This window comes from Paenibacillus violae (genome assembly GCF_032461945.1).
GTDB lineage: Bacteria > Bacillota > Bacilli > Paenibacillales > NBRC-103111 > Paenibacillus_E > Paenibacillus_E violae.
Genome location: NZ_JAWCUD010000001.1, coordinates 707,646 through 732,092 on the forward strand (window position 1 = coordinate 707,646; position 24,447 = coordinate 732,092).

At 45.6% G+C, this 24,447-nt stretch carries 20 protein-coding genes; 14 read left to right on the forward strand and 6 right to left on the reverse strand.

Going from position 1 to position 24,447, the window contains the following annotated elements; genetic code table 11:
• Nucleotides 1-9 precede the first annotated feature (9 nt).
• The 3 genes from RQP52_RS03045 (at nt 10) to gyrA (ending at nt 5,499) form a co-directional block, all read left to right on the forward strand.
• Nucleotides 10-1,002 carry an ABC transporter permease gene (locus RQP52_RS03045; RefSeq protein ID WP_157324828.1) on the forward strand — a complete coding sequence of 331 codons (993 nt, stop codon included), beginning with the start codon at nt 10-12 and terminating at the stop codon, nt 1,000-1,002.
• Between the two features lie 63 nt (nt 1,003-1,065).
• On the forward strand, nt 1,066-3,033 hold the full coding sequence (parE, locus tag RQP52_RS03050; RefSeq protein WP_315949374.1) for a DNA topoisomerase IV subunit B: 1,968 nt from the start codon (nt 1,066-1,068) through the stop codon (nt 3,031-3,033).
• A gap of 24 nt (nt 3,034-3,057) precedes the next feature.
• Nucleotides 3,058-5,499: a DNA gyrase subunit A gene (gyrA, locus tag RQP52_RS03055; RefSeq protein ID WP_315949375.1), complete on the forward strand. Its 2,442-nt coding sequence runs from the start codon at nt 3,058-3,060 to the stop codon at nt 5,497-5,499.
• Here the strand turns inward: gyrA and RQP52_RS03060 are convergent.
• Nucleotides 5,490-5,657, reverse strand: a complete 168-nt coding sequence (locus tag RQP52_RS03060; RefSeq protein WP_157324573.1) for a hypothetical protein — start codon at nt 5,655-5,657, stop codon at nt 5,490-5,492. The genes gyrA and RQP52_RS03060 overlap by 10 nt on opposite strands.
• Nucleotides 5,658-5,912: 255 nt before the next feature.
• On the opposite strand from RQP52_RS03060, the gene RQP52_RS03065 reads away from it, so the two are divergent.
• Nucleotides 5,913-6,317, forward strand: coding sequence for a MarR family winged helix-turn-helix transcriptional regulator (locus tag RQP52_RS03065; RefSeq protein ID WP_127451825.1), 405 nt, complete (start codon nt 5,913-5,915; stop codon nt 6,315-6,317).
• Nucleotides 6,318-6,349: 32 nt separating this feature from the next.
• Here RQP52_RS03065 and RQP52_RS03070 read toward each other — a convergent pair whose 3' ends face one another.
• From RQP52_RS03070 to RQP52_RS03080, 3 genes are read right to left on the reverse strand one after another with little or no spacing between them, the layout of a single operon-like run.
• Complete coding sequence (locus RQP52_RS03070) at nt 6,350-7,063, reverse strand: RluA family pseudouridine synthase (protein ID WP_315949376.1); 714 nt, start codon at nt 7,061-7,063, stop codon at nt 6,350-6,352.
• A 1-nt stretch (nt 7,064) separates the two neighbouring features.
• Nucleotides 7,065-7,931: a class I SAM-dependent methyltransferase gene (locus tag RQP52_RS03075; RefSeq protein ID WP_315949378.1), complete on the reverse strand. Its 867-nt coding sequence runs from the start codon at nt 7,929-7,931 to the stop codon at nt 7,065-7,067.
• Nucleotides 7,932-7,985: 54 nt separating this feature from the next.
• Nucleotides 7,986-9,107, reverse strand: a complete 1,122-nt coding sequence (locus RQP52_RS03080) for a peptidylprolyl isomerase (protein ID WP_315949380.1) — start codon at nt 9,105-9,107, stop codon at nt 7,986-7,988.
• Between the two features lie 180 nt (nt 9,108-9,287).
• Between RQP52_RS03080 and glgB the strand changes: the two genes are divergently transcribed.
• The 6 genes from glgB (at nt 9,288) to cls (ending at nt 16,908) form a co-directional block, all read left to right on the forward strand.
• On the forward strand, nt 9,288-11,246 hold the full coding sequence (glgB, locus tag RQP52_RS03085; RefSeq protein ID WP_315949382.1) for a 1,4-alpha-glucan branching protein GlgB: 1,959 nt from the start codon (nt 9,288-9,290) through the stop codon (nt 11,244-11,246).
• Nucleotides 11,236-12,384 carry a glucose-1-phosphate adenylyltransferase gene (locus RQP52_RS03090; protein ID WP_315949383.1) on the forward strand — a complete coding sequence of 383 codons (1,149 nt, stop codon included), beginning with the start codon at nt 11,236-11,238 and terminating at the stop codon, nt 12,382-12,384. Before glgB ends, RQP52_RS03090 begins: the two co-directional genes overlap by 11 nt.
• A 6-nt stretch (nt 12,385-12,390) precedes the next feature.
• Nucleotides 12,391-13,500: a glucose-1-phosphate adenylyltransferase subunit GlgD gene (gene glgD, locus RQP52_RS03095; RefSeq protein WP_315949384.1), complete on the forward strand. Its 1,110-nt coding sequence runs from the start codon at nt 12,391-12,393 to the stop codon at nt 13,498-13,500.
• A gap of 90 nt (nt 13,501-13,590) precedes the next feature.
• Nucleotides 13,591-15,021, forward strand: a complete 1,431-nt coding sequence (gene glgA, locus RQP52_RS03100; protein WP_315949385.1) for a glycogen synthase GlgA — start codon at nt 13,591-13,593, stop codon at nt 15,019-15,021.
• A 126-nt stretch (nt 15,022-15,147) separates the two neighbouring features.
• Nucleotides 15,148-15,342 (forward strand): hypothetical protein, encoded by a 195-nt coding sequence (locus tag RQP52_RS03105; RefSeq protein ID WP_315949386.1) that lies wholly within the window; start codon nt 15,148-15,150, stop codon nt 15,340-15,342.
• 111 nt (nt 15,343-15,453) lie between these two features.
• A complete protein-coding gene (gene cls / locus RQP52_RS03110) occupies nt 15,454-16,908 on the forward strand; it encodes a cardiolipin synthase (protein ID WP_315949387.1) in 1,455 nt (484 codons plus the stop codon).
• Between the two features lie 58 nt (nt 16,909-16,966).
• Here cls and RQP52_RS03115 read toward each other — a convergent pair whose 3' ends face one another.
• Complete coding sequence (locus tag RQP52_RS03115; protein ID WP_315949388.1) at nt 16,967-17,395, reverse strand: VOC family protein; 429 nt, start codon at nt 17,393-17,395, stop codon at nt 16,967-16,969.
• 98 nt (nt 17,396-17,493) lie between these two features.
• Nucleotides 17,494-18,714: an AraC family transcriptional regulator gene (locus tag RQP52_RS03120; protein ID WP_315949389.1), complete on the reverse strand. Its 1,221-nt coding sequence runs from the start codon at nt 18,712-18,714 to the stop codon at nt 17,494-17,496.
• Between the two features lie 134 nt (nt 18,715-18,848).
• Between RQP52_RS03120 and uidA the strand changes: the two genes are divergently transcribed.
• The 4 genes from uidA to RQP52_RS03140 all read left to right on the forward strand — a co-directional run bounded on the left by uidA (nt 18,849) and on the right by RQP52_RS03140 (nt 24,308).
• Nucleotides 18,849-20,645: a beta-glucuronidase gene (uidA, locus tag RQP52_RS03125; RefSeq protein ID WP_315949390.1), complete on the forward strand. Its 1,797-nt coding sequence runs from the start codon at nt 18,849-18,851 to the stop codon at nt 20,643-20,645.
• 41 nt (nt 20,646-20,686) lie between these two features.
• Nucleotides 20,687-22,099, forward strand: coding sequence for an MFS transporter (locus RQP52_RS03130; protein ID WP_315949391.1), 1,413 nt, complete (start codon nt 20,687-20,689; stop codon nt 22,097-22,099).
• A gap of 525 nt (nt 22,100-22,624) precedes the next feature.
• Nucleotides 22,625-23,107 (forward strand): DUF6530 family protein, encoded by a 483-nt coding sequence (locus RQP52_RS03135; RefSeq protein ID WP_315949392.1) that lies wholly within the window; start codon nt 22,625-22,627, stop codon nt 23,105-23,107.
• A 1-nt stretch (nt 23,108) separates the two neighbouring features.
• A complete protein-coding gene (locus RQP52_RS03140) occupies nt 23,109-24,308 on the forward strand; it encodes an MFS transporter (RefSeq protein ID WP_315949393.1) in 1,200 nt (399 codons plus the stop codon).
• Nucleotides 24,309-24,447 lie beyond the last annotated feature (139 nt).

Here is a 24,447-nt window from a genome sequence, read left to right on the forward strand (position 1 = left end):
GTGAAAGAAATGCGTATTCTGTATGAACTCGTCAAAAATGAATGCATCAAAATGATCAAGAAGAAACGATTTTATGTGATCATCCTGATCCTGCTTGCCCTTATTCCTATGTTTACTTATGCACAAATGCGAGTGGCTCAAAATACACAAAAGCAATTTGGAACGACAGACTGGAAGGCGGATCAGCGTCAGAAAATTATTGATTGGGAGAAGCGTTTGAGCTCTGCACGTACGCCGGATGAATGGAAACAGCAGCTTAAAGTGCAGATACAGATTGCTAATTATTATCTGGATCAAGATGTCGATCCGAGCTCGCCTAATGCCGTTACTTTTACCCGTGAATTTGTCAAAAATGCCGTCTCTTTATTCATTCCGCTGATCATCATGGTCATTTCCGCAGATATCGTATCATCCGAGCATTCTACGGGGACTATTAAATTATTGTTGACAAGACCGGTCCGGCGATGGAAAATCCTATTGAGCAAATTAATAACTGTTATTTTCTTTACTTCGCTTACGGTTCTTTCAACCGGCGTGCTGTGTTACTTGATTTCCGGCCTTGTTTTCGGCTATAACGGATGGACGATGCCCATTTTTACAGGCATTCAGATCAATGGCACGGATGTGGACTTCAGCCTGGTAAGAGCGGTTGATCAGTGGTTCTTCCTCTTGATGGAGTTTGGATTAGTTTGGTTTTCGGCATTAGTCGTCGCACTGATGTCGTTAATGATCTCTGTTCTCATTCGATCAACAGCTGCCGGTATGGGGGTCATGCTCGCAGTCTTAATTTCGGGGACGATACTTTCGAACATGGTGTCATCTTGGGAAACAGCGAAGTATTTGTTTATGGTCAACTTGGATTTAACCAAGTATCTTACAGGAGGTCTGCCGCCGATAAAAGGTATGGATTTGGCCTTCTCGCTAAGTGTATTAAGTGTCTGGGCCGCGATTTCGCTGATTGTTTCCTTTACTGTTTTCTCCCGCAAGGATATATTGAATTAACAAGATACTTGGAGTCGCGGAACTCCTATCAAAGAACCCTATATTAGAAAAAGGAGGGCTTCAATGACTGAGCAACTAGAATTTGCAAATGGAAAAGCCCCAACATCGGATTACGATGTCGATGATATTCAAGTACTGGAAGGGCTTGTCGCTGTTCGTAAACGACCAGGGATGTATATCGGCAGCACGAGTTCTTCCGGTTTGCACCATTTGATTTGGGAAATTGTCGATAATTCGGTAGATGAACATCTTGCCAAATACTGTTCCAAAATCAGTGTGACGATACATAAAGATCAGTCCATCACGGTGCAAGATAACGGTCGGGGGATTCCGACAGGTATGCATAAAACAGGAGTCCCTACACCGCAGGTTGTGTATACGATTCTTCATGCCGGAGGTAAGTTCGGAGGTTCTGGGTACAAGAAATCCGGAGGACTGCACGGCGTTGGAGCCTCGGTTACGAATGCCCTGTCCGAGTGGCTGGAAGTTGAAATTTACCGAGACGGCAAAGTGCACAAAATGCGCTTCGAATACTGGGTGGATGATGCAGGCATTGAGCATGTAGGTGAACCGGTTACGAAACTTGAAGTCATAGGCAATACGAATCGGACAGGGACCAAAGTTACGTTCAAGCCGGACAAACGCGTATTCCAAGGCGGCACCACCATTTCTTACGACACCTTATCCGAGCGTTTGCAAGAGATTGCCTTCTTGAATTCGGGTTTACAAGTTAATTTAAAAGATGAGCGTACGGATAAACAGGATTCGTTCCAGTATGAAGGCGGCGCTAGCCAATTCGTTGAGTTCCTGAATGAAGAGAAGACGGTGCTTCATCCTGTTATTCATTTTGCCTCTGAGAAGGATGAAATTGAAGTTGAAGTGGCTCTTCAGTACAATGATGGCTACACAGAAACGATCGCATCATTCGTAAATGCCATTCCGACCCGCGGCGGCGGTACACATGAAACGGGTTTTAAAACGGCTTATACAAGAGTCATGAATGAATATGCACGTAAAGCGGGCATTCTCAAAGAGAAAGATAAAAACCTTGACGGTACCGACCTAAGAGAAGGTATGATGGTCGTAATCAATATTAAGATGGGCGATGTCGAATTCGTTGGTCAAACCAAGGATCAGCTTGGAAGCGCTATTGCAAGAAGTGCGGTGGATGCGGTTGTTTCGGACAAGATGACGGTGTTTCTGGAAGAAAATCCGCAAATCGCGCAGATGATGCTGAAGAAAGCTGTTCAAGCTTCTAAAGCCCGTGAAGCTGCACGTAAAGCAAGAGAAGAAATTCGCAGCGGGAAAAAAGGGAAGAGCGAAAGCTCCAATCTAGGCGGCAAGCTAACCCCTGCGCAATCCAAAGATTTGCAGCGCAATGAATTGTTCGTCGTTGAGGGAGATTCTGCGGGAGGTTCCGCGAAGCAAGGGCGCGACTCCAAACATCAAGCGATTTTACCGCTAAAAGGGAAGCCAATGAACCCTGAGAAGGCAAAGCTGCTCGATATTATGAAAAACGACGAGTATAAAGCGATTATTGCGGCGATCGGGGCAGGAGTCGGCTCTGAGTTTGAAGTTGAAGAAATGAACTACGGTAAAATTATTATTATGACGGATGCGGATACCGACGGCGCGCACATTCAAGTGCTGCTTCTGACGTTCTTTTACCGCTACATGAAGCCTATGATTGATGCAGGCAAGGTGTACATTGCGCAGCCGCCGCTTTACAAAGTGACGAGAAAAGGCAAAAATGGCGGATATAAATATGCATGGACCGACGACCAATTGCAGCAAGTTGTGAAAGAGCTTGGCAAGAATACAGAGTTACAGCGGTACAAAGGACTTGGCGAGATGAATCCGGAGCAGTTATGGGAAACAACCATGAATCCGGAGAGCCGGCAACTGCTGCAGGTTCAAATTGAAGACGCTGCGAAGGCGGAGCGCCGAGTAACAACCCTAATGGGCGATAAAGTTGATCCGCGTAAACGTTGGATTATCGAGAACGTCGATTTTACCGAATATGTAGAGTAGACCAAAAAGAGTGGTGACTGAAAGTTGGGTATTTTAGAAGAATTTTTACCGGCCTATCTGGAAGAGATCGTTGGCGATCGATTCGGGCGTTATTCCAAATACATTATCCAGGATCGCGCGATCCCGGATGTCAGGGACGGCTTAAAGCCAGTACAACGACGCGTATTGTATGCGATGTACGACTCAGGGAATACCCCTGACAAACCATACCGCAAGTCCGCGAAAACGGTCGGCGATGTGATGGGGAACTATCATCCCCATGGAGATGCCTCTATTTACGATGGCATGGTTCGTATGGCACAGCCATGGAAGATGGGTCATACACTTGTGGATGGCCATGGAAACTGGGGATCTCTGGATGATGATCCGCCGGCAGCGATGCGGTATACAGAAGCCAGGCTCTCAGAAATAGCGATGGAACTGCTTCGTGATATTGAGAAACGTACCGTCATGTTCAAAGATAATTTTGATAACTCCACGAAGGAGCCAGTTGTGCTCCCGGCGCGTTATCCTAATCTGCTTGTGAACGGCGTAAGCGGCATTTCGGCAGGTTTTGCGACTGAAATTCCGCCGCATAACTTGCGTGAAATTATTGATGCTTGTACAGCAATGATCGACAAGCCTGAGATGACAGTTGACGAGTTAATGACCATTGTTAAAGGTCCTGACTTCCCTACCTCCGGGATTATTATGGGTGAAGAGGGGATACGTGAAGCTTATCGCACAGGCAAAGGCCGTATCTACATAAGGTCCAAAACAGCGATCGAAGACATGCGCGGCGGAAGACAACAAATTGTGATCACGGAAATTCCGTATCAGGTCGTGAAGGCACGCCTTGTAACTGCTATGGAGAACATCCGTCTGGAGAAGAAAGTCGAGGGTATCGCGGAAGTTCGGGACGAAAGCGGACGTAACGGATTACGGATCGTCATTGAACTGAAAAAGGATGCGGATGCACAAGGAATTTTGGCTTATTTGTTGAAGAAGACGGATTTGCAAGTCACGTACAATTTCAATATGGTGGCGATTGTTAATAAAGCGCCGCGCCAATTGGGTATTCGCGAAATTCTGGAAGCTTACATTGAGCATCAAAAGGAAGTTGTCACGTTCCGTTCGCAATATGAGCTTGAGAAAGCGGAAGACCGCGCTCACGTGCTGGAAGGGCTAGTCAAAGCGCTTAACATCTTGGATGAAGTGATCGCAACGATTAAAGCGTCCAAAAATCGGCAGGATGCACAAAACAACCTGATGGAGAAATTTGGCTTTTCTGAGCGTCAAGCGGACGCCATTCTCGTCTTGCAATTATACCGGTTAACGAATTTAGAAATTACAACTCTTGAAAAAGAGTTGAAAGATGTTGAGAAAACCATTGCTTATTTGCGTGGCATTTTGGGCAGCTTGAAAAAGCTCTTAGGTGTAATTAAAGATGAAATGGGCGAAATCCGGAAGAAATACGGCATTGAGCGCCGTTCAGCGATTCAAGGCGAGGTTGAGGAGTTGAAAGTTAATCTGGAAGTGCTCGTCAATCCGGAAGACGTGTTCGTCACGCTTTCTAACGAAGGTTACTTGAAACGCACTAGCAAGCTTTCGTTTACACGATCCGGCGGAGAGCTGGAAAATACAGGTCTCAAGGAAGGCGACTACTTGCGCTTCTTGCTAGACGTGAATACGATTGAGAGCTTGTTGATCTTCACGAAAAAAGGCCAGTATTACTTACTGCCTGTCCATCAGGTGCCAGAGTACAAATGGAAAGAAAATGGTACCGCGATCGTCAATGTTATTCCAATCGCCAAAGAAGACCGTATCGTGGGTGTGATTCCGGTCAAAGGCTTTGAAGATCCAACGAAATCACTTGTGTTCGTCACCCGCAAAGGCCAAGTGAAGCGTACGGAACTCAAAGAGTACATGACGAATCGCTCCAATGGGCTTGTCGCTTGTAAGCTTGCTGAGCAAGATGAAGTCCTTCATGTGCATCTCAGCGATAACACGAAGGAAATCCTGCTTGTCACGAAGCAGGGAATGAGCATCCGCTTCCGCGAGGAGGAAGTAAACCCGATGGGCCGTGCAGCCGCGGGTGTGCGCGGCATCCAGCTCAAAGAAGACGATGATGTCGTCTCGGCTGAGTGGATTTATGGGGATGAGGGGGAAGTGCTCGTCATTTCGGACCTCGGGTATGCCAAGCGGTCCCTTGTCGTAGACTATCCAATTCAAGGGCGTGGAGGTAAAGGTATTCTCACCTTTGAGTTTAAAGAAGGTAAGCGAGTGAGACCGAATGGAACAGGTTTAATCCGAACATTCATTGTGAAAATGGATTATCAGATTACAGCCGTGATGAGTAATGGAGAGAAGCTTCGCTTCTCAACGGAGACAGCGCCACTGGAAGATCGTAAAGCGCAAGGCAAACAGCTTATACCTGTTACCAAAACAGAATCCATTATAGATGTACTGCGTTTCCCTCAGTCGTAACTGACCGTAGGTGGATCCAGCTTCTCCATCAGCATAAAAGCTAACTCTAATAAGACCCACAGGGGCATCGGTTCGTCTAATCGATCCAGCCACTGTGGGTCTTTCAGCATGCCGGCCTCGAGTGCCTTTTTGCCAAGCTCCATTTTCCAATCATCCACTTTGAACCACTCCTTAGCGTGATCTGCAAATCTAACTGCTTCACAGTATATGTTAGAAGTGGGCGGAATGTTAAAAAGAAGTCGAGATATTCTTCAAGTTCGGACAAAGTTGTGGATGACTCGACAACATGCCACAGCATGTCCCGGAAATGTGCAGCTTTTGTAGGAAAGTATTAACGGCATTAACCTTTTAACCAGTGAAAATGCGTGCTATACTTGCGTTATAGTAGATGTTGGAAGCGAGTTGATGTGAGGTTGTATTCCGATGAGTTTGGAAAGCTGTGGCTGAAATTGTCTAAGGAATTGAAGAGCCAGATGGAAGTAGGATTAGCACCTACGATTACAGAAGGGCAACTTAACGTATTAGAATTGCTTATGACGAACGAGCGTATGAAGCCTTCAGATCTAATCGAATATTTATCTACAACACCTGCAGCGGTTACAACGCTATTAGATCGTATGGAGAAAAGTGAATTAATCGTGCGGGTGCGGGATGAGAAAGACCGACGAATCGTATGGGTACACGTAACAGACAAAGGAAAAGCGGAATGCGAGCGAGGTACGTTAGTCCGTGAACAACTGCTGGACACCTACCTGAGCCGCGTTTCCGCCCATAATCAGAAACTGCTTATTTATTTGTTGGGGAAAGTTGCTAATTAATTGCAGTAGCGACTTTCCGGTGTGGGTTGAATTTACAATTCTGGGATTGCAAATTCACTCCATGGCCGCTGCACTGGCGGCAGCGACCGGAAGCGCATCGTTTCTTTGAGTGTTGGATGCTCAAAGGATAAAGCCGTCGCCCAGAGCGCTAGCTGCTGGCCGGGCTTGTTGACCGCGCTGCCATAGCGCTGGTCGCCGTACAACGTGCAGCCGATGGCGGCCATCTGCACGCGGATTTGATGCGGCCGCCCGGTATGCAGCTTGATCTGAATCAAGCTGAGACCGTCTTGGCTGCCGAGCAGCTTATAATCCAGCACAGCCTCCTTGGCTTCGTGCTGGCCTGGTTTGACAACGCTGACGGTATTCGTCCGCGTGTCCTTCCAGAGCCAGTGACGCAGCGTTGCCGTCGGCTGTGGCGGTTTGCCATGCACAATAGCGACATACGTTTTGTCGAGATGTCTAGTTCTTACAGCGTCCGACAGCCGTGATGCGGCTTTTGACGTTTTGGCGAAGACCATCACGCCGCCTACAGGCCTGTCAAGCCGGTGGACAAGCCCGAGGTATACATTGCCAGGCTTGTTGTGCCGGTGCTTGATATCCGCCTTCAGGACGTTCAGCAGATCAGGATCACGCGAGTCGTCCTCTTGTGTTGGCATGTTCACGGGCTTCTCTACCACGAGAATGTGGTTGTCTTCGAAAAGGATCGGAATTTGCGATGCTCCCGAAACATCTTTAGCTCCAGTCATGCTAGGACTCCCAGCGTCCCAGAATACCGCAAGGGAGCATTAAGCCGGAGTGAGTGATCGGCAGGCCGATTTCTCCACTTGAGATCGTACCGCCATGTTTTCTTTTCATCGCCATCGTTAAGATGTTTTGCAGGACCGTAGCCGAAATACCTGTTGTATAAGAGTTAATTAACAGGAACAAGGGATTATCGGTCAAGATCGTCTGGCAGGTTTGAATGAAAGGGAAGAGGTCATCTTCCAGCTTCCAAGTCTCGCCATTAGGTCCGCGCCCGTAAGAGGGAGGATCCATGATGATCGCATCATATTTGCTGCCGCGGCGCTGCTCTCTTTGCACGAATTTGAATACGTCATCCGTAATGAAACGTACAGGACGGCTGCCCATGCCGCTTAGATGCAGATTCTCCTTCGCCCATTGTACAACACCTTTGGAAGCATCAACGTGGCAAACTTCTGCTCCTGCATAAGCACAGGCCAGAGAAGCTCCGCCTGTATAAGCGAATAGGTTCAATACCTTGATCGGTCTTCCGGCGTTTTGGATTTTATCAATCATCCATTTCCAGTTGACGGCTTGCTCAGGGAAGAGGCCCGTGTGCTTGAAGCTGGTTGGTTTAATATAAAAGCTCAGCTTCTGGTCATAGGTGATAGTCCAGCGTTCCGGCAGTTCAGCATGCTGCTGCCACTGTCCGCCGCCGCTAGAGCTGCGGTGATAATGAGCATCGGCTTGACGCCATGCGGGTGTTTCTTTTTCCAAAGGCCAAATGATTTGCGGGTCAGGTCTTCTCAATACGATCGTACCCCAGCGTTCCAGCTTTTCGCCGCCGCCGGTGTCGAGAAGTTCATAATCTACCCAGTCTTTTGCATAAAACATGTTGCATTCCATCCTTCAACTTGTATACTTTAACAAACATTCATTGTACACCATTTATTCACTTAAATCGATCTTTTCAATCAAACCGGGCAATTCTTTTTCTACAAATTGTTGGTATTGCGCTTGTTCCAGTGAACCTCTTAATGAATCCTTGACGGAATCGAAAGATTTCACGGATCTGGATTCCACTTTGATCACATGATAACCAAATTGTGTTTCAATAGGGTCACCTACAACGCCAACAGGTTGTTCAATCACAGCTTTCTTGAATTCCGGCACCCAACCGCTAACACCTGCATCTTCATAAAGCCCGCCGGTTTCTTTGGAGCCAGGATCGTCTGTTACTTCTTTAGCCAGCTTCGCGAAGTCTTCGCCGTTCTTAATTTTTTGTTGAATGTCCTTAGCAAGTTTAAGCGCTTCTTCTTTCGTACGTTTTGCACTTCCGTCTTCGTTTGTTAAACCAATCAAAATGTGACGGACAGAAGCAATCGTGTAAGCATCTTTATCTTGTTTGAGGTTATCGTCATATTTGGCTTTCAGTTGTTCATCGGTAATACTGGATTTGATATAGTTTTCTGCTGTTAAGCTGCCTACCAAGAAATATTGAAGTTCAGTTTCAGTCACTTTGTTTTTTTTCAAGGAATCTAGAACATTAGCTTCACCGTATTTAGCTTTCCATTTAGAAATTTGATCAGGAGCACTTTCTTTAGCAGATTTCTGGTCAGTTTCGGAAGATTTACTATAAAGAATTCTATTTTGAATTAATTGCATTAATACACTTTTTTGATACTCAGGGTCATCCTTTGAAGCCGCATGACTGGCATTTAAAATACCTTGCATCGCAAAGAAAGTATCGAACTCGCCTTTTGTTACCGTACCGCCTTTATAGGTAGCAACAACTTTATTCGGGTTACTTCCGATCCAAATGGTTTCATTGGCTTCATCCCATTCGACTTTTTTTCCCAGTGCTTCACTCACGAAGCGAAGAGGAACGTAAGTAGAACCTTCATAAACAAAACCTTTTCCATCTGCAGGCACTTTTTCGACACCATCAAACATATATTTGATGCTGCGGAAGGCCACTTCAATTTGACTGCTAGCCGCAAAAGCAGCTGTACCGCTAATTAACGAACCGATCGTTAAACCTACGATAAGTCCTTTCACCTTGTCTTTCATAATCTGGTTTCCACCTTTCAAATGACTGTCACTTTAGTAATTCACCTAGGATAAAGGATTTTCCTTTTTTTAATATGAGGGTTTGAAGGAATTCTCCACCTGCTTGTTGTATTTGTACTGTATGTGATTAATTGTTACATCCATATTTTGAATAAAAAGGTCGATTATGGGAGGGATAACATGGGGGCAAATGTTGGTATACCCAGCTCAGAAGATTTGTTTCTGCTTCATGAAGGATCCCTGTATCACAGCTATCGCATTCTAGGGGCGCATGTTAGCAAAAGAAAAGGTTACGAAGGAGTTCGTTTCGCTGTATGGGCGCCTAATGCCAAACAAGTAAACTTGCTCGGCGATTTCAACCAATGGCAATCCGGTAAACACCGTATGGAGAAGTTCAGTTCACTCGGCGTTTGGATGCTGTTTGTTCCTGAAGCTAGTGAAGGTGATCATTACAAGTACGAAATCCTTAGCGAGACAGGTCAAACTTTGTTGAAAGCTGACCCTTACGCCTTTTATTCTGAAGTGCGTCCAGGTACAGCCTCACGTGTTGTCGATTTGGAAGGCTACGAATGGCAAGATGAGGCTTGGTTAGAGCAGAAGAAATTGGCTCCCGCCTATAATAAGCCTTTGTCGATTTATGAAGTGCACCTAGGTACATGGCGCAAAAAAGACAGACATAGCGAAGAATTATATACCTATGACCAGCTTGCGGACGAGTTAGTCGATTATGCCGTGGAGATGGGTTATACACATATTGAAGTTATGCCGCTTGCTGAGCATCCGTTTGACCGCTCATGGGGCTATCAGGCGACAGGTTATTTCTCTGTGACGAGCAGGCATGGCACACCAAAAGAGTTCATGCATTTCGTCGATCGTTGTCATCAAAAAGGGATTGGCGTCATCATGGACTGGGTCCCTGGGCATTTCTGCAAGGATGCGCATGGCTTGAGGCAGTTTGACGGAAAACCGCTTTATGAATATCAAGACCCTCGCAAAGCCGAGAAATTGGAATGGGGGACACTTACATTTGATTTTGGCAGGCCGGAAGTGCAGAGCTTCCTCATTTCAAATGCGATTTTTTGGATGGATATGTACCATATCGATGGTATCCGGGTTGATGCTGTAGCTTCTATGCTGCACTTGAATTTCGGCAGATGGAATGAGAAGCCCCTTAAGAATCAATGGGGCGGGGATGACAATCCCGAAGCTGTCGCTTTCTTGCGAAAGTTGAATCAGGTTGTTTTCTCTTATTATCCGGATGCGCTTATGATGGCAGAGGATTCCACGGATTGGCCACTGGTGACAGCACCCGTGCATGATGGCGGGCTTGGATTTAACTATAAATGGAACATGGGCTGGATGAACGATATGCTGCGTTATATGAAGCTGGATCCCGTTCATCGCAAATATCACCATAAATTGATCACGTTCTCCTTTATGTACGCCTTTAGTGAAAATTATGTCTTACCTTTTTCTCACGATGAGGTTGTCCATGGGAAACGTTCACTCCTGCATAAAATGCCAGGCGATTATTGGCAGAAATTCGCCAACCTGCGCGTTTTATACGGATATATGTCAGGTCACCCTGGCAAAAAGCTGCTGTTCATGGGCAGCGAATTCGGTCAATTCGACGAATGGAAAGACCAGGAGGAAGTGGATTGGTTCCTGCTGGACGGTTATGAGAAGCACGAGCAAATGCACGTTTACGTGAAGGCGCTCAATCAATTTTATTTGGATCAGCCGGCTTTATGGCAAAAGGATCATAGTCCGGACGGTTTCAAATGGATTAATCCGCATGATGAAAGCCAAAGTGTCGTCACTTTTATGCGCAAAGGAAATAAGGCTGAGGATGATCTGATTCTCATCTGTAATTTCACCCCGGTGGTGCATCCCGATTATCGAATCGGCGTTCCGCGCAATGGCATGTACGAGGTTGTTTTCAACAGTGATGCTCCAGAATTTGGCGGTTCCGGCCAAGGAAACAAGCTGCCGATCACAAGTGAAAAAAGAAAATACCACGAACTGCCCTATAGTTTGTCTCTGTGTATTCCGCCGCTTGCGGCTGTTTATATAAAATGTGTAAAAGAATTCCAACTAGAGAAAACGAAGTTGAAGGGGGAAATCAGAGATGCGCAGTAAAGAATGTGTTGCCATGCTCCTCGCTGGTGGAGAAGGACGAAGACTAGGCGTACTAACGAATAATTTGGCCAAACCAGCCGTTCATTTTGGCGGGAAGTACCGTATCATTGATTTCACCCTAAGCAATTGCACGAATTCAGGCATCGACACGGTTGGTGTCTTGACGCAATATCAGCCTCTCGTGCTCAACACGTATATTGGAATCGGCAGTTCGTGGGATTTGGACCGCAAAAATGGTGGTGTCACTGTGTTGCCTCCGTTCATGGAACAAAAAGGCGGAGACTGGTATAAAGGTACCGCCAATGCCATCTACCGCAACATTGGATTTATTGAGCAGTATGATCCGGAGTATGTATTGATCATCTCGGGTGATCACATTTACAAAATGGATTATGATAAGATGCTTTCCTACCACAAAGAGAAGAAAGCTGATGCAAGTATCGCCGTTATCGAAGTGAAATGGGAAGAAACGAGCCGTTTCGGAATTATGAGCGTGAATGAGAATCAGGAAATAACTGAATTTGCCGAAAAACCAAAAGAAGCGAACAGCAACTTGGCTTCCATGGGTATTTATATTTTTAACTGGAGCGTTCTGAAATCGTATTTGATTGCGGATGAGGAGAATCCGGATTCCAGTAAGGATTTCGGTAAAGATATTATCCCGATGATGCTCCGAAATGAAGCAAGAATGTATGCTTATCCGTTCGAGGGGTATTGGAAAGACGTCGGTACCATTGATAGCTTATGGGAAGCAAATATGGATTTGCTCGATGATCATAACGAGTTGAATCTTAATGATAAAGATTGGCGTGTGTACTCCCAAAATCCATACCAACCAGCTCAATATGTAGCGCCTACTGCGAACATTAAGCGTTCACTCGTGAATGAGGGTTGTGCGATTTTCGGAGATGTCGATCATTCAGTCTTGTTCTTTGGTGTACAAGTGGGGGAAGGCAGCCAAATTCGAGACTCCGTCATTATGCCGAATGCCAAAATAGGTAATAATGTAACGATTAACAAAGCGATTATTGGTGAAAACACGATCGTGGAAGATGGCGCTGTAGTAGACGGTCACGGTGAAATTACACTCATAGGCGGCAATGAACGAGTAATAGCGACTGCCAAACAGAAGGGATGATCTCAGATGAAACATGTAATGGGTGTCATTAATTTAGTGAATGAACCGGACGATTTGGAAGAACTGACCTATTTCCGCTGCCCTGCATCGGTACCATTCGGTGGACGCTATCGGTTAATTGATTTTACATTGTCGAATATGGTGAATTCTGGCATTGATAATGTGGCCGTATTTACGCAGCACAAATACCGTTCCTTGATGGATCACCTGGGGTCCGGGAAAGAGTGGGATTTGGACAGAAAGCGCGGCGGATTGTTCGTCCTTCCATCCGTCATGGATGAGCCGACGGGTATTTCACGTGGAGATCTATATCAATTTTACAGCCATCGGGATTATTTCTATCGTGGTAAAGAAGAGCTGGTTATTATCTCCCGCAGCCACATGGTGTGCAATCTTGATTTGCGCGATGTCATCCGTCATCACGAGGATACGCAAGCGGACATTACCGTTATCTATAAGCAAACGGATGAGGATATTCAAGGGAAATTCCGCCGCTTGGCCGTCAAAGATAACGGACAAGTGACGCTTATGGAGGATCACACGGGTAGACTGCGGACGAATAACATTTCCATGGAAATGTATATTATGAGCAAAGCGCTGCTGCTGGACATGGTAGAATCCTGCCTGGCTCAAGGGTATGATCACCTGGTTCGCGACGGTATCATGAAAAATATTGATAAACTTAGTGTGTATGGCTATAAATTTGAAGGGCATGTAGGCATCGTGAATTCAATTCAAGGTTACTACAAGCACAGCATGCAGCTGTTAAATCCAGTGATCTGGAGAGAATTGTTCTTCCAGAAGAACCTGATCTATACAAAAGTCAAGGATGAACCGCCTGCGAAATACTTGGAATCCGCCGCAGCCAAAAACGCGTTGATCGCAAACGGCTGCACGATTGAAGGTAAGGTAGAGAACAGCATTTTGTTCCGCGGAGTGAAAATTCGCAAGGGGGCTTACGTGAAAAACAGTATTATCCTCCAAAACTGCGAAATCGAGGAAAATGTCATTATTGAGAATGCGATTCTCGATAAGGATGTCTTTATCTCCCGCGGTCGCGTCCTGACAGGTGACAACAAAGCACCGTTCATCGCGGCAAAAACGAAAGTGATCTAATCGGTATCTTTCTTGAGCGCATAACTAGATAACATTCGAAAAGCCTGCCTTCCCATAGGCGGCTTTTCGACTATCAGGAGGAGTGGAAAGATGAAAGTACTCTTTGCAGCTTCAGAGGCAGTTCCTTTTATCAAAACGGGAGGTCTCGCCGATGTGATCGGTTCACTGCCGAAGGAACTCATCCAGCAAGGGCTGGATGTACGAGTTATCCTGCCTAAATATGGCGGGATTCCTGCCAAGTACCGGGACGCGATGACTACGGCTGTGACACATGATATCTATGTCGGTTGGAGAAAGCAATATATTGGCATTCAAGTTCTGCAGCAGGATGGGGTCACTTTTTATTTCGTGGACAATGAATTTTATTTCAATCGTTCCGGCGTGTATGGGTACGGCGATGAGGCAGAACGTTTTGCTTTCTTCTGCAAAGGCGTTATCGAAACGCTGCCGCTGCTCGACTTCCAGCCGGATGTTATTCACTGTCACGATTGGCAAGCCGGCATGATTCCCGTGCTGTTGAAGGCTCATTATCAACATCTGCCATTCTATAGCGAGATTAAAACGTTAACGACCGTTCATAACTTGAAATACCAAGGTGTGTTTAGCCAATCGTTGTTTAAGGAGCTGTTTGGCTTATCCGACGATCATTTTACCGGAACAGCGCTTGAATTGCATGGAGGTGCCAGCTTCCTAAAAGGAGGGCTTCTGTACGCGGACCGTATTACAACGGTGAGTCAGACCTATGCGGAAGAGATTCAAACTCCGTACTTTGGTGAACATTTGGATAGCTTGCTGCGTCACCGAAGGGACCAGCTGACGGGGATCGTGAACGGGATTGATTATGAGGTATTTGATCCGATGAATGATCCGCATCTGGTGTCTACGTACCGAGATTCGCTGCCCAAAAAGCAATTGAACAAGAAAGCACTCCAGGAACGCCTAAGTTTGGAAGTAAGAGAGGATGTGCCGATGGTTGCCCTTGTAACGCGTTTGGTGCAGCAAAAAGGGCTAGATCTCATCCAGCATGTCCTTCCAGAAATCTTATCGCTAGACATCCAACTAGTCGTACTAGGGACAGGCGAATACGATTATGAGGAGATGTTCAAGCAAGCGGCATTGAAGCATCCCGACAAAGTATCCGCTCAGATCTGCTTTGACGAGGCATTAGCCCATCAAATCTATGCGGCTTCGGACTTGTTCCTAATGCCATCTCAATTCGAGCCATGCGGTATTGGTCAGTTGATCGCACTTCGGTATCGCTCTGTGCCGATCGTTCGAGAAACCGGTGGACTTAAGGATACGGTTCTGCCATATAATGAGTTTACAGGCGAGGGGACAGGCTTCTCCTTTAGAGATTACAATGCGCATGATATGCTGCATACGATCCGCCGTGCGGTCTTTTTCTACAAAAATGACCGTGACGCCTGGTTGAAAATTCAGATGAACATGAAAAAAGGCGACTTTAGCTGGAAGAAGTCCGCGCAGCAGTATATCGGACTTTATAAGGAAATGGTCAAATAAAGGGAAAAATCAGGACTGGAGGCTCATAGCTTCCAGTCTTTTTTACCTACTTCCTCTTCATTTATCATTTACAAATGACGATATGTATGTTGTCACGTGAAAAATGGTGAGGAGGCACTTGTTCAGATGAGCAGGACGACAGATTGTTTAACCGATGCGGATATGTATCTTTGCATGCTATTTCAAACACCTGTTGAGGTGTGGTTTGATGGCGAATTAGAAGACTCAGGAACACTCATAGAAGCGTATTCGGATGATGTCATTAAAGTAGGCGGCGTTTACTATTTACGGAAGTTATGCCTAATTAAAAAAATAACCTAATGCAAGATCAACCTCGTGTTCTTAAGCCAGAATACGAGGTTTTTTTCGAAATTGCCGAAAATAAGGTATAATATTCCTGATCCACTGACAACAACGGTTAGGAGTGGCAACATGGATTGGATATCGCACGCACTTACTGTACTTTTTATTGTTAATATTTTACTTGCTCTTACGGTTGTATTCTTGGAACGCCGGAACGTGGCGGCTACCTGGTCTTGGTTGATGGTGCTTCTATTTATTCCGATTCTCGGTTTTCTGCTCTATGTGATGTTAGGGCAAAATTTAAGCCGCAGAAAGCTGTACAAATGGAATCAGCGCATGCAGGAAAGAATGCAGACGGTCATCTCTGAACAGCGGGAGCAGCTGATGAACGGGACGATGACATATCTGAATCCGATGGTCAGCGACTACCGTGATTTGATTTATTTGAACGTGGCCTCGAATGACGCATTTCTGACCCAGGATAACAGCGTCGATATTTTCACGGATGGGATAAGCAAATTCAGTGATTTGATGTTGAAAATCGAAGCCGCGAAAACGCATATTCATATGCAGTATTACATCGTCAAGAATGATGCATTGGGGAAGCGGATTATTCAGGCCTTAACGAAAAAAGCGGAGCAAGGGGTCATCGTTCGATTTTTGTATGATGATATTGGTTCACGTTCGTTAAAGGATTCTTTCTTCCGTGATTTTCTGAAAGCAGGCGGGCAGAAGGCAGCCTTTTTCCCTTCGCGAATTCCTTATTTGAACTATCGGGTTAACTATCGCAATCACCGGAAGTTAGTCATTATTGATGGCAAAATCGGCTATATGGGCGGGTTCAATGTGGGGAATGAATATCTCGGCATGGATCCTCGTTTCGGGTTTTGGCGGGATACCCACCTTCGCTTAACAGGAAGTGTGGTTCGTGCGCTTCAGTCCCGTTTCATCTTGGACTGGAATTTAGCTTCTTCGACAGCAGTCGAAGTGGATCAGTGTTATTTTCCAGAACGTGAAGAAGGAGGGACTTCACAGCAGGTACCGATGCAGATCGTGGCGAGTGGGCCTAACGAAGAATGGCCGCATTTTGTGTACACCTTCCTCAAAATGATTCATATGGCCAAAAAACGGATCCTGCTGCAGACTCCGTATTTTATTCCAGAAGAGAGCATGCTGAATGCACTGCGCATTGCAGCCTTGTCTGGCATAGATGTTCGTATCATGATTCCGGAGAAAGCGGATCACTTGTTTGTCCATTGGGCTTCCCTTTATTATGTGGGGGAACTGCTTCGCGCCGGTGTGAAATGTTACCTCTACGATTATGGTTTTTTGCACGCGAAGACAATTGTTGTTGATGGGAAAGTGGCATCGGTTGGGACGGCTAACTTCGATATTCGAAGTCTGCGGCTTAATTTTGAGACGAATGCGCTGATGTATCACGAGGAAACTGCGAAAAAGCTGGAAGCCACATTTTGGAAGGACATGGAAGGTTGTATGGAACTAACACTGGAGGAATATGAGAAGCGCTCCCTTCGCATCCGATTCCTGGAGTCCATCTCGAAGCTGATTTCTCCCATTTTGTAAACAAAAAACACGTCAACTCTCTGGAAAGAGAGGGCGTGTTTTTGTTTCACCCGTGGAATTAATAGACGACCTCACCGTTATCGTAGTTAAATTGCCATTGGATGCCGAACTTGTCTTCCAAACTGCCGTAGCACTTGCTCCAGAAAGTTTCTTGGAGTTCCATGCCTACTTTGCCGCCTTCTTTCAGCTTATGGAAAGCGGATTTGATTTCTTCGATATCCTTGCTGACCATGGATAAGGAAATATTATTTCCGGCTACAAAAGGCATACCTGGGAAGACGTCAGAGAACATCACGGTACTGCCGCTAATCGTAAGTCTAGCGTGCATAACCATGGATTTTGCTTCTTCTGGGAGTGGGTAGGCGGGGTCTGATGGCGTATCGCCAAAGGTCATGATTTTCGGTTGTTCAGTCCCGAATACTTCTGCATAATATTCCACCGCTTCACGACAATTTCCATTAAAATTCAAGTAAAAATCTAATGCCATTTGTATCACTCCTCAGATTTGTTTTTTTCATATTATTCCCATATTGTATCATTTAACTTGTCCATAATCCAATATAAAGCAGACGAAGGACACTTCATTTAGCTCTTTTGAAATTGCGTTGGCGTCATGCCTTCGAGTTTCTTGAAAATGCGTGTGAAGTAGCCGGCATCATCGAAACCAATGGATTCGGCAATCCATTTGATGGCTAAATCGCCATTGCGCAGTAACGGTTTTGCTTCTTCAATTCGCTGTTTCTGCTGAAAGTCGGTCACGGTCATTCCCGTCTCTTTTTTGAATTGCCTGGAAATATGTGCTGGATGCGCGTGGCACTCCTGAGAAAGCTCCTCTAAACTTAATGGTTTATTATAATACAAGGAAATAAATTGAATAACCTTCTGAACGAGCGGGGAATAGCCCTTTACAGCATGCTGGCGCACAAGACGGCAATATTCGTCGAACATGAGCGTCATTAATTTGTTAAGAAAATCGATCGTTTCAGTTCTTTCTATTTGCTTTGCGAATTTCTCCGAGATTTGATGTAAGAAAAAGGGCTGAACAGTCGCATTTTTGGCGGCTACCCTCAGCAAGGTATTTAAAATAATAAGCGCATTTCTTAAGGCTCTTACCGGTTGGTTCGGGAATCTTTCGGAGAAGTCGTACAAGTTTTTCATTTTGGAGCGCACTTTCTGCAAAGTTTCATGATCTCCATGCTGGACGGCTTGCATCATTTCCTGTTCAATTTGATAACGCAATTCAATCAGGTCGATAAATACCTCATCAGGCTGCTGCAGCATAAGTTCTTTTTTTCTCTGACGGGGGAACCGGACAGGCTGTGGTTGGAGTTCTAATTCCCGGATATCCGTTTGGGAAATGCCTTCGATTTGCTCGAACAGATTGGCCATGCTTTGAACCCTCGCGGCGCTAATTAACTTCATTCCTCGATAAAAACCTTCTAATTCGATTCGCTTTCCTTGATCCAACTTGAACTTCGAGTATAGTTTATTGAGGTCCGGAACCTGCAGTAAGAATGGCCCTGTGACTATGATTTTAGTGCGTTCCTCTTGTAATCGAAAAGCTTTGGCTAAGTAGGTAAACCCCCATATATTCGTGTATTTGCAGCATTGTTCAGGAGAGATTAGAGATTCCGCTGCAAGGAACGCGATATCTTCCTTCTGCCAGCTGCTTAGAAATTCAGGGATGATATCTTGCTCATGATTTAACAAGACAGTTCCGCTGCTGGTCAAGACGACGGTGTTGATGTCCGTTAAGTGAAACAATGTCGTGCTAATTGCTGATAGATGAAACTGAAGTTCGCTCATAAAAATCTCCTTATTTCAGATTAGAATGTTAAAATAATCCCTAAAATGCAGTTTCCGTCCTACTTAGAAGTTAGTTAACTTAGTATAATCTTAATTGTTGAGTTTGCAAATGAGAATAAAAAGGAGCGGGTGTTATGTTATATCCAATCGTATCAGAGTCACGGGGAATCATAGATCTTAGCGGGATTTGGAATTTTAAATTGGATTTTGGAAAGGGCTTTCAAGAGAAATGGTACGCTTCTTCGCTTACTGAGACCATCCCGATGTCAGTGCCATCGTCCTTCAACGATGTAGGCGTTACGGCAGATATACGGAATCACGTTGGCTGGGTCTGGTACGAGCGAGATTTCACGGTATTAAATTTACTAATGTCCGAGCGTATTGTCTTGCGTTTTGGTTCGGCGACTCATCGAGCAGTCGTTTATGTGAATGGCGAAGCGGTTATGGAACATAAAGGTGGGTTTACACCGTTCGAAGCGGAAATCAATTCCTTTTTAACTACTGGTCATAATCGGTTGACGGTTGCGGTGAACAATATTGTGGACGAGACGACGCTGCCGGTAGGAATTTACAGTGAGCAGGACGTTCCAGGTCGTGGCCTTGTTGCGAAAAATAGCCCGAATTTTGACTTCTTCAATTATGCAGGCATCCATAGACCGGTGAAAATTTATACGACTCCACATGTGTATGTGAAAGATGTGACCATTCTAACCAATTGGAACCAACAAAACGGACTTGTTCAGTACGAGGTAGAAATTACGGGCAAAGGACAAGTGAAGGCGTCTGTTGTTGATCAGTCGGGCGTTGTCGTGGGAGAAAGCAGCGGACTTCAGGGGTTGATCGAGATTGAAGAGGTGAAGCTGTGGGAGCCTTTGAAAGCTTATTTGTATACACTTAAAGTTGAGATTAGTGATAATGGACAGCTTATCGATGTTTACGAGCAGCCATTTGGTGTTCGCACCGTTGAAGTCAAAGACGGGAAATTCCTGATTAATGATAAACCGTTTTATTTCAAAGGGTTTGGGAAACATGAGGATTCGGCGATTCATGGAAGAGGATTTAACGAAGCGGCGAATGTTCTCGATTTCCGTTTGATGAAATGGATCGGTGCCAATTCGTTCCGTACAGCGCACTATCCTTATTCGGAGGAGTTAATGAGGCTCGCTGATCTTGAAGGTCTTGTTGTCATTGACGAGACGCCTGCCGTCGGGCTGCACTTGAATTTCATGGCGATGTTCGGAGGTGGTCCGAAGCGGAAAACTTGGGAGGAACTCCGCACCAAAGAGCATCATCAGGATGTCATTCGGGAACTCATTGCGCGTGACAAAAATCACCCTTGTGTCGTCATGTGGTCTATTGCCAACGAGCCGGCTTCAGAAGAAGAAGGAGCGGATGCTTACTTCAAGCCGCTTGTCGAGCTTGCCAAGGAACTTGATCCGCAAAAAAGACCTGTGACCATTGTCACACACCTGATGTCAACGCCTGAAACGTGCAAAGTGGCAGAGCTTGTTGATGTGCTAGCACTAAATAGATATTACGGCTGGTATGTGCAAAGCGGAGATATGGAAGCAGCCAAAATCAAACTGCGCGAGGAACTGGATGGCTGGGGCAAACGCTGCCCGGGCAAACCAATCATAATGACCGAGTATGGGGCAGACACGATTGCCGGCTTGCATGATGTAGACCCTGTGATGTTTACAGAAGAGTTCCAGGTCGAGTACCTGCGGGCAAATCACGAAGTGTTTGATGAATTCAGTACCTTTGTTGGTGAACAAGTTTGGAATTTTGCTGATTTTAACACGTCCCAAGGCGTTATACGGGTTCAAGGGAACAAAAAGGGCATCTTCACTCGGGATCGAAAGCCGAAATATGCGGCACATGAGCTGCGCAAAAGATGGCTGGCTATTCCAGAGTTCGAGTATAAGAAATAAGATCTGAGCACTCTGAGTTACACATGTAGCGGGGGGATACGATGAGTAATTTGGCTATTCACAATGTGCCTGAAACAAAGGGTAACGTCAAGGCAAGCCGTCCTTTTGGGATACGAGATAAGCTGGGGTATTTGTTCGGCGACTTCGGGAATGATTTCTTTTTTATCCTCGTGAGCTCGTTCCTGATGGTCTACTATACGGATATTTTCAAAATTCATGCGGCAACGATCGGCCTTGTATTTGTCATTGCAAGACTCTGGGACGCTGTTGCAGATGTGGTGTGGGGGCGTTTCATCGACACAAGAAAAGCGGGGGTTCAAGGCAAATTTCGGCCTTGGATCTTCCGAATGTCTTTTCCGCTCGTCTTGTCCGGTATTCTTATGTTTGTGAAAATCCCGGGGATGTCCGATGGTTTCTATATGGCCTATGCATTTGTCACTTATCTGATTTGGGGAACACTGTACAGCACGGTCAATATTCCATACGGGTCTATGGCGTCTGTAATTACTAGCGATTCAGTGGAGCGCACGACATTATCGACATTCAGAACGATGGGGGCTATGCTGGCGAGTCTAATCATTAATGTGATCGGGCCTTTAATCCTATTCGTTAACAATAAAGCAGATTCCAACAGGTTCATGCTGGCAGCTATTATTTTCGGCATTTTGTCGATTGCCTGCTACATGGCTTGTTACAAACTATCAACAGAACGGATCACAATACCAGAAGAGCAAAAAAATAAGATCCATCTAGGTACAACTTTACAAGGTATGTTAAAAAACAGGCCGTTAATCTCTATTTTGATCGCATCGCTCACGTTTATGATGCTTTCTATGCTGGTAGGTGCAGTGAATGTTTATCTGTTTAAAAATTATTTTGGAAGCGCTTCGATGTTGAGTATGGCTGTATTAATTCAGACAGCTGCGGTATTTATCGCAATTCCTTTTGTGAAATCATTGGTGCACAAGTATGGCAAAAAGGAAATAGCTGCAGCAGGTATGCTGCTTTCCTCCGTTGTCTACCTTACCCTCTACTTCCTGCCGCATTTGACAGCTTGGCAATTTGTCCTTATTTCCGCTGTTGGCATGTTTGGCTTTGCCTTTTTCAACTTAGTCGTATGGGCTTTTGTCACTGATGTGATTGACTACCAGGAGTATGTGACTGGTGTGAGGGAGGATGGCACGGTGTATTCCGTGTATTCCTTTGCCCGCAAGGTAGGCCAAGCGCTTGCCGGCGGGATCGGCGGCGTGGCTATCGGTTCGGTTGGCTATGACGCAGCTCGGTCTGTTCAGACCAAAGAAGCGTTAGATGGCATATACACGTTAGCCACTTTAGTCCCCGGCATCGTCTATCTGGTCATTTTTCTAATCATTGTATGCTTGTACCCGCTGAATAAACAGCGGACGAGTCAGTTGGCCAATCATTTGAACGAAAAGAGATTAGGGGACGCTTAAGAGTGAGAGTATAGGAACTGATTAACCTGACTGTGTGCAGCTCAGGTTTTTTGGTTTGCTAGGATGCATGGCTGAGCACGGGCTCTCCACATGACGATAGTCTGGTGGGAGCTACAGATGCGGCTGTATGCGGCGGCAAATAGTGGACCATGAGGGAGTTATTTGTGCCCTCAGGGTTGTTTCAGGCTTTTCGGGGAACTGTAGGGCCTTATTTCTAAGGATTTGGCGGAAAACCCGCCCAATCCCAAGAAATAAGGTCTCTCAGTTCCCTTTCGGCGTCTAAAGGGCTTATTTCGCCGAAATAGCGCCCTGTAGTTCCCACGGCCGAGTCACAGCCTCGGCCCCGGCCTTGCCGCAGACATGCCAGACTGCATGCGGCGGCACATCTGTCAGATGGTGCGACGCGAAAGACAACTAAGGCCGGATTGCATTGACTAATCCGGAACATCGATATAGAATTGGGTTTGTAAATTAGTAATTTACTAAATTACTAAATTACTAAACTCAATCAAAGGAGATAACCAAATGAAAATACCTACTTCTTTAAAACATAAGCCCGTCATTGTTTCCGAAAATTATGAGCAAGTGGACGGTAGATACGCCGATACATCCGATGCAAAAGGGCTCTCTTTAGGACTGGCTCAATGGAATGACAGAGGGAAGGTCGACATTTCGGCCAAGGTCTGGAGATACACAGGGGAGAAGTGGTCGAGGCAATCGGAAGAGCTTCCGCTGCACCGCGTCCTCGATCTTGCCATTCTTATAACAAGAAGCATGCTGTATTTCCGCGAAGATGCGTATCGAAATAAGAGCTTATACGATCCTGAGAATCCAGTAATTGATCGTGTAGGTCTGCAAGGAGATGCCATGACCGTGGCCGTCTGTACGGATAACGATAGAATTAACGAAGACATCAAACTATTCAGCCAAGCGCTTAGCGAAGATGACGAGCTCAACGGCGAACGTCTGCGTACGCTGTCTAGTATTTTAAAAGATATGGGGTATTAACGTGTTTACGAATCGATACGTGCGAACGATTATCCTTTCGCGGGTGTTTCTGCAGTTAGGTGTATGGATAAGAAATTTTGCCGTGCTTTTATATGTGACTGATATAACAAATAATGATCCTAAGTATGTATCACTTATTTCCGTCGTTGAGTTTGCTCCAATTTTTTTATTCGCCATCATCGGAGGGACGTTCGCGGACCGCTGGAAGCCAAAGCGCACGATGGTGTGGAGCGACTTTTTATCAGCTATTTCCGTGTTAGTCGTGTTGCTCGCTCTTGTGATGGGCGAATGGTATGCGCTATTAATTGGAACACTGATCTCAGCGAGTTTATCTCAATTTTCGCAACCCTCTGCGATGAAGCTCTATAAGAAACACGTTGCCAGTGACAAATTGCAAAGTGTCATGGCTTTATCGCAATCTTTAATCGGCATCTTTACCATTATCGGTCCGATCATTGGTGTCTTTATTTTCATGCAGTTCGGTATTCAGGTTTCCCTTTTGTTGACGTTTTTATTTTTCCTGACCTCTGCCATCATCTTGTCGTTTTTACCTCGTGACACAGATGAAGCGAACGCGCAAAATACCGGTAGCTTTATGACAGAGATGAAAGCTGGAATCAGTTATGTATGGTCTAACCGTTCATTACGAACCCTAGGTGCAACTTTTGCTGCTTCAGGGCTTGCCGCGGGGATGATTCAGCCCCTAATGATTTTTATCACGATTGAAAATTTAGGACAGGATAAATCATTTATGCAGTGGTTTCTAATGACGAACGGCGCGGCTATGCTGATTGGCGGAGCCTTCATCATGACGGTAGCCAAGAAAGTGAAGCCGCAAGTTTTGCTTGCGGTAGGCTTGTTGGTCAGCGCCATATGTACCATTGCAGTCGGAGCATCGAAGATATTGCTTCTGTCCTTTGCGCTCCAAGCGCTCAGCGGGTTATTTTACCCTTGCATTCAAGTCGGCATTCAAACTCTGCTGATGAAAAATACAGAAGCCGCTTATATGGGCAGGGTCGGAGGCGCTATAACTCCCATTTTTATGGGCATGATGGTGGTTGGCATGTCGATTTCCGGATATTTAAAAGATATGTCCTCATTGTTAACGGTCTATGTGCTTAGCGGCTGTTTGCTCCTGGTTGGAGCATGGTTGTTGATGCCGATCATGAAGGAAAAGCAAGCGCGGGTGCAAAGTTTTTGATTCTCATGACAACAAGAGGCTGTCCACAGGTTAATAAACCTCAAGACAGTCTCTTTTCTTCTTCTTCTTTTTCTTCTTCTTTTTTAACCAAGAACCCTACGAGATTGTGCACGAAAAGTCGGATGCTGTGTTTATACAA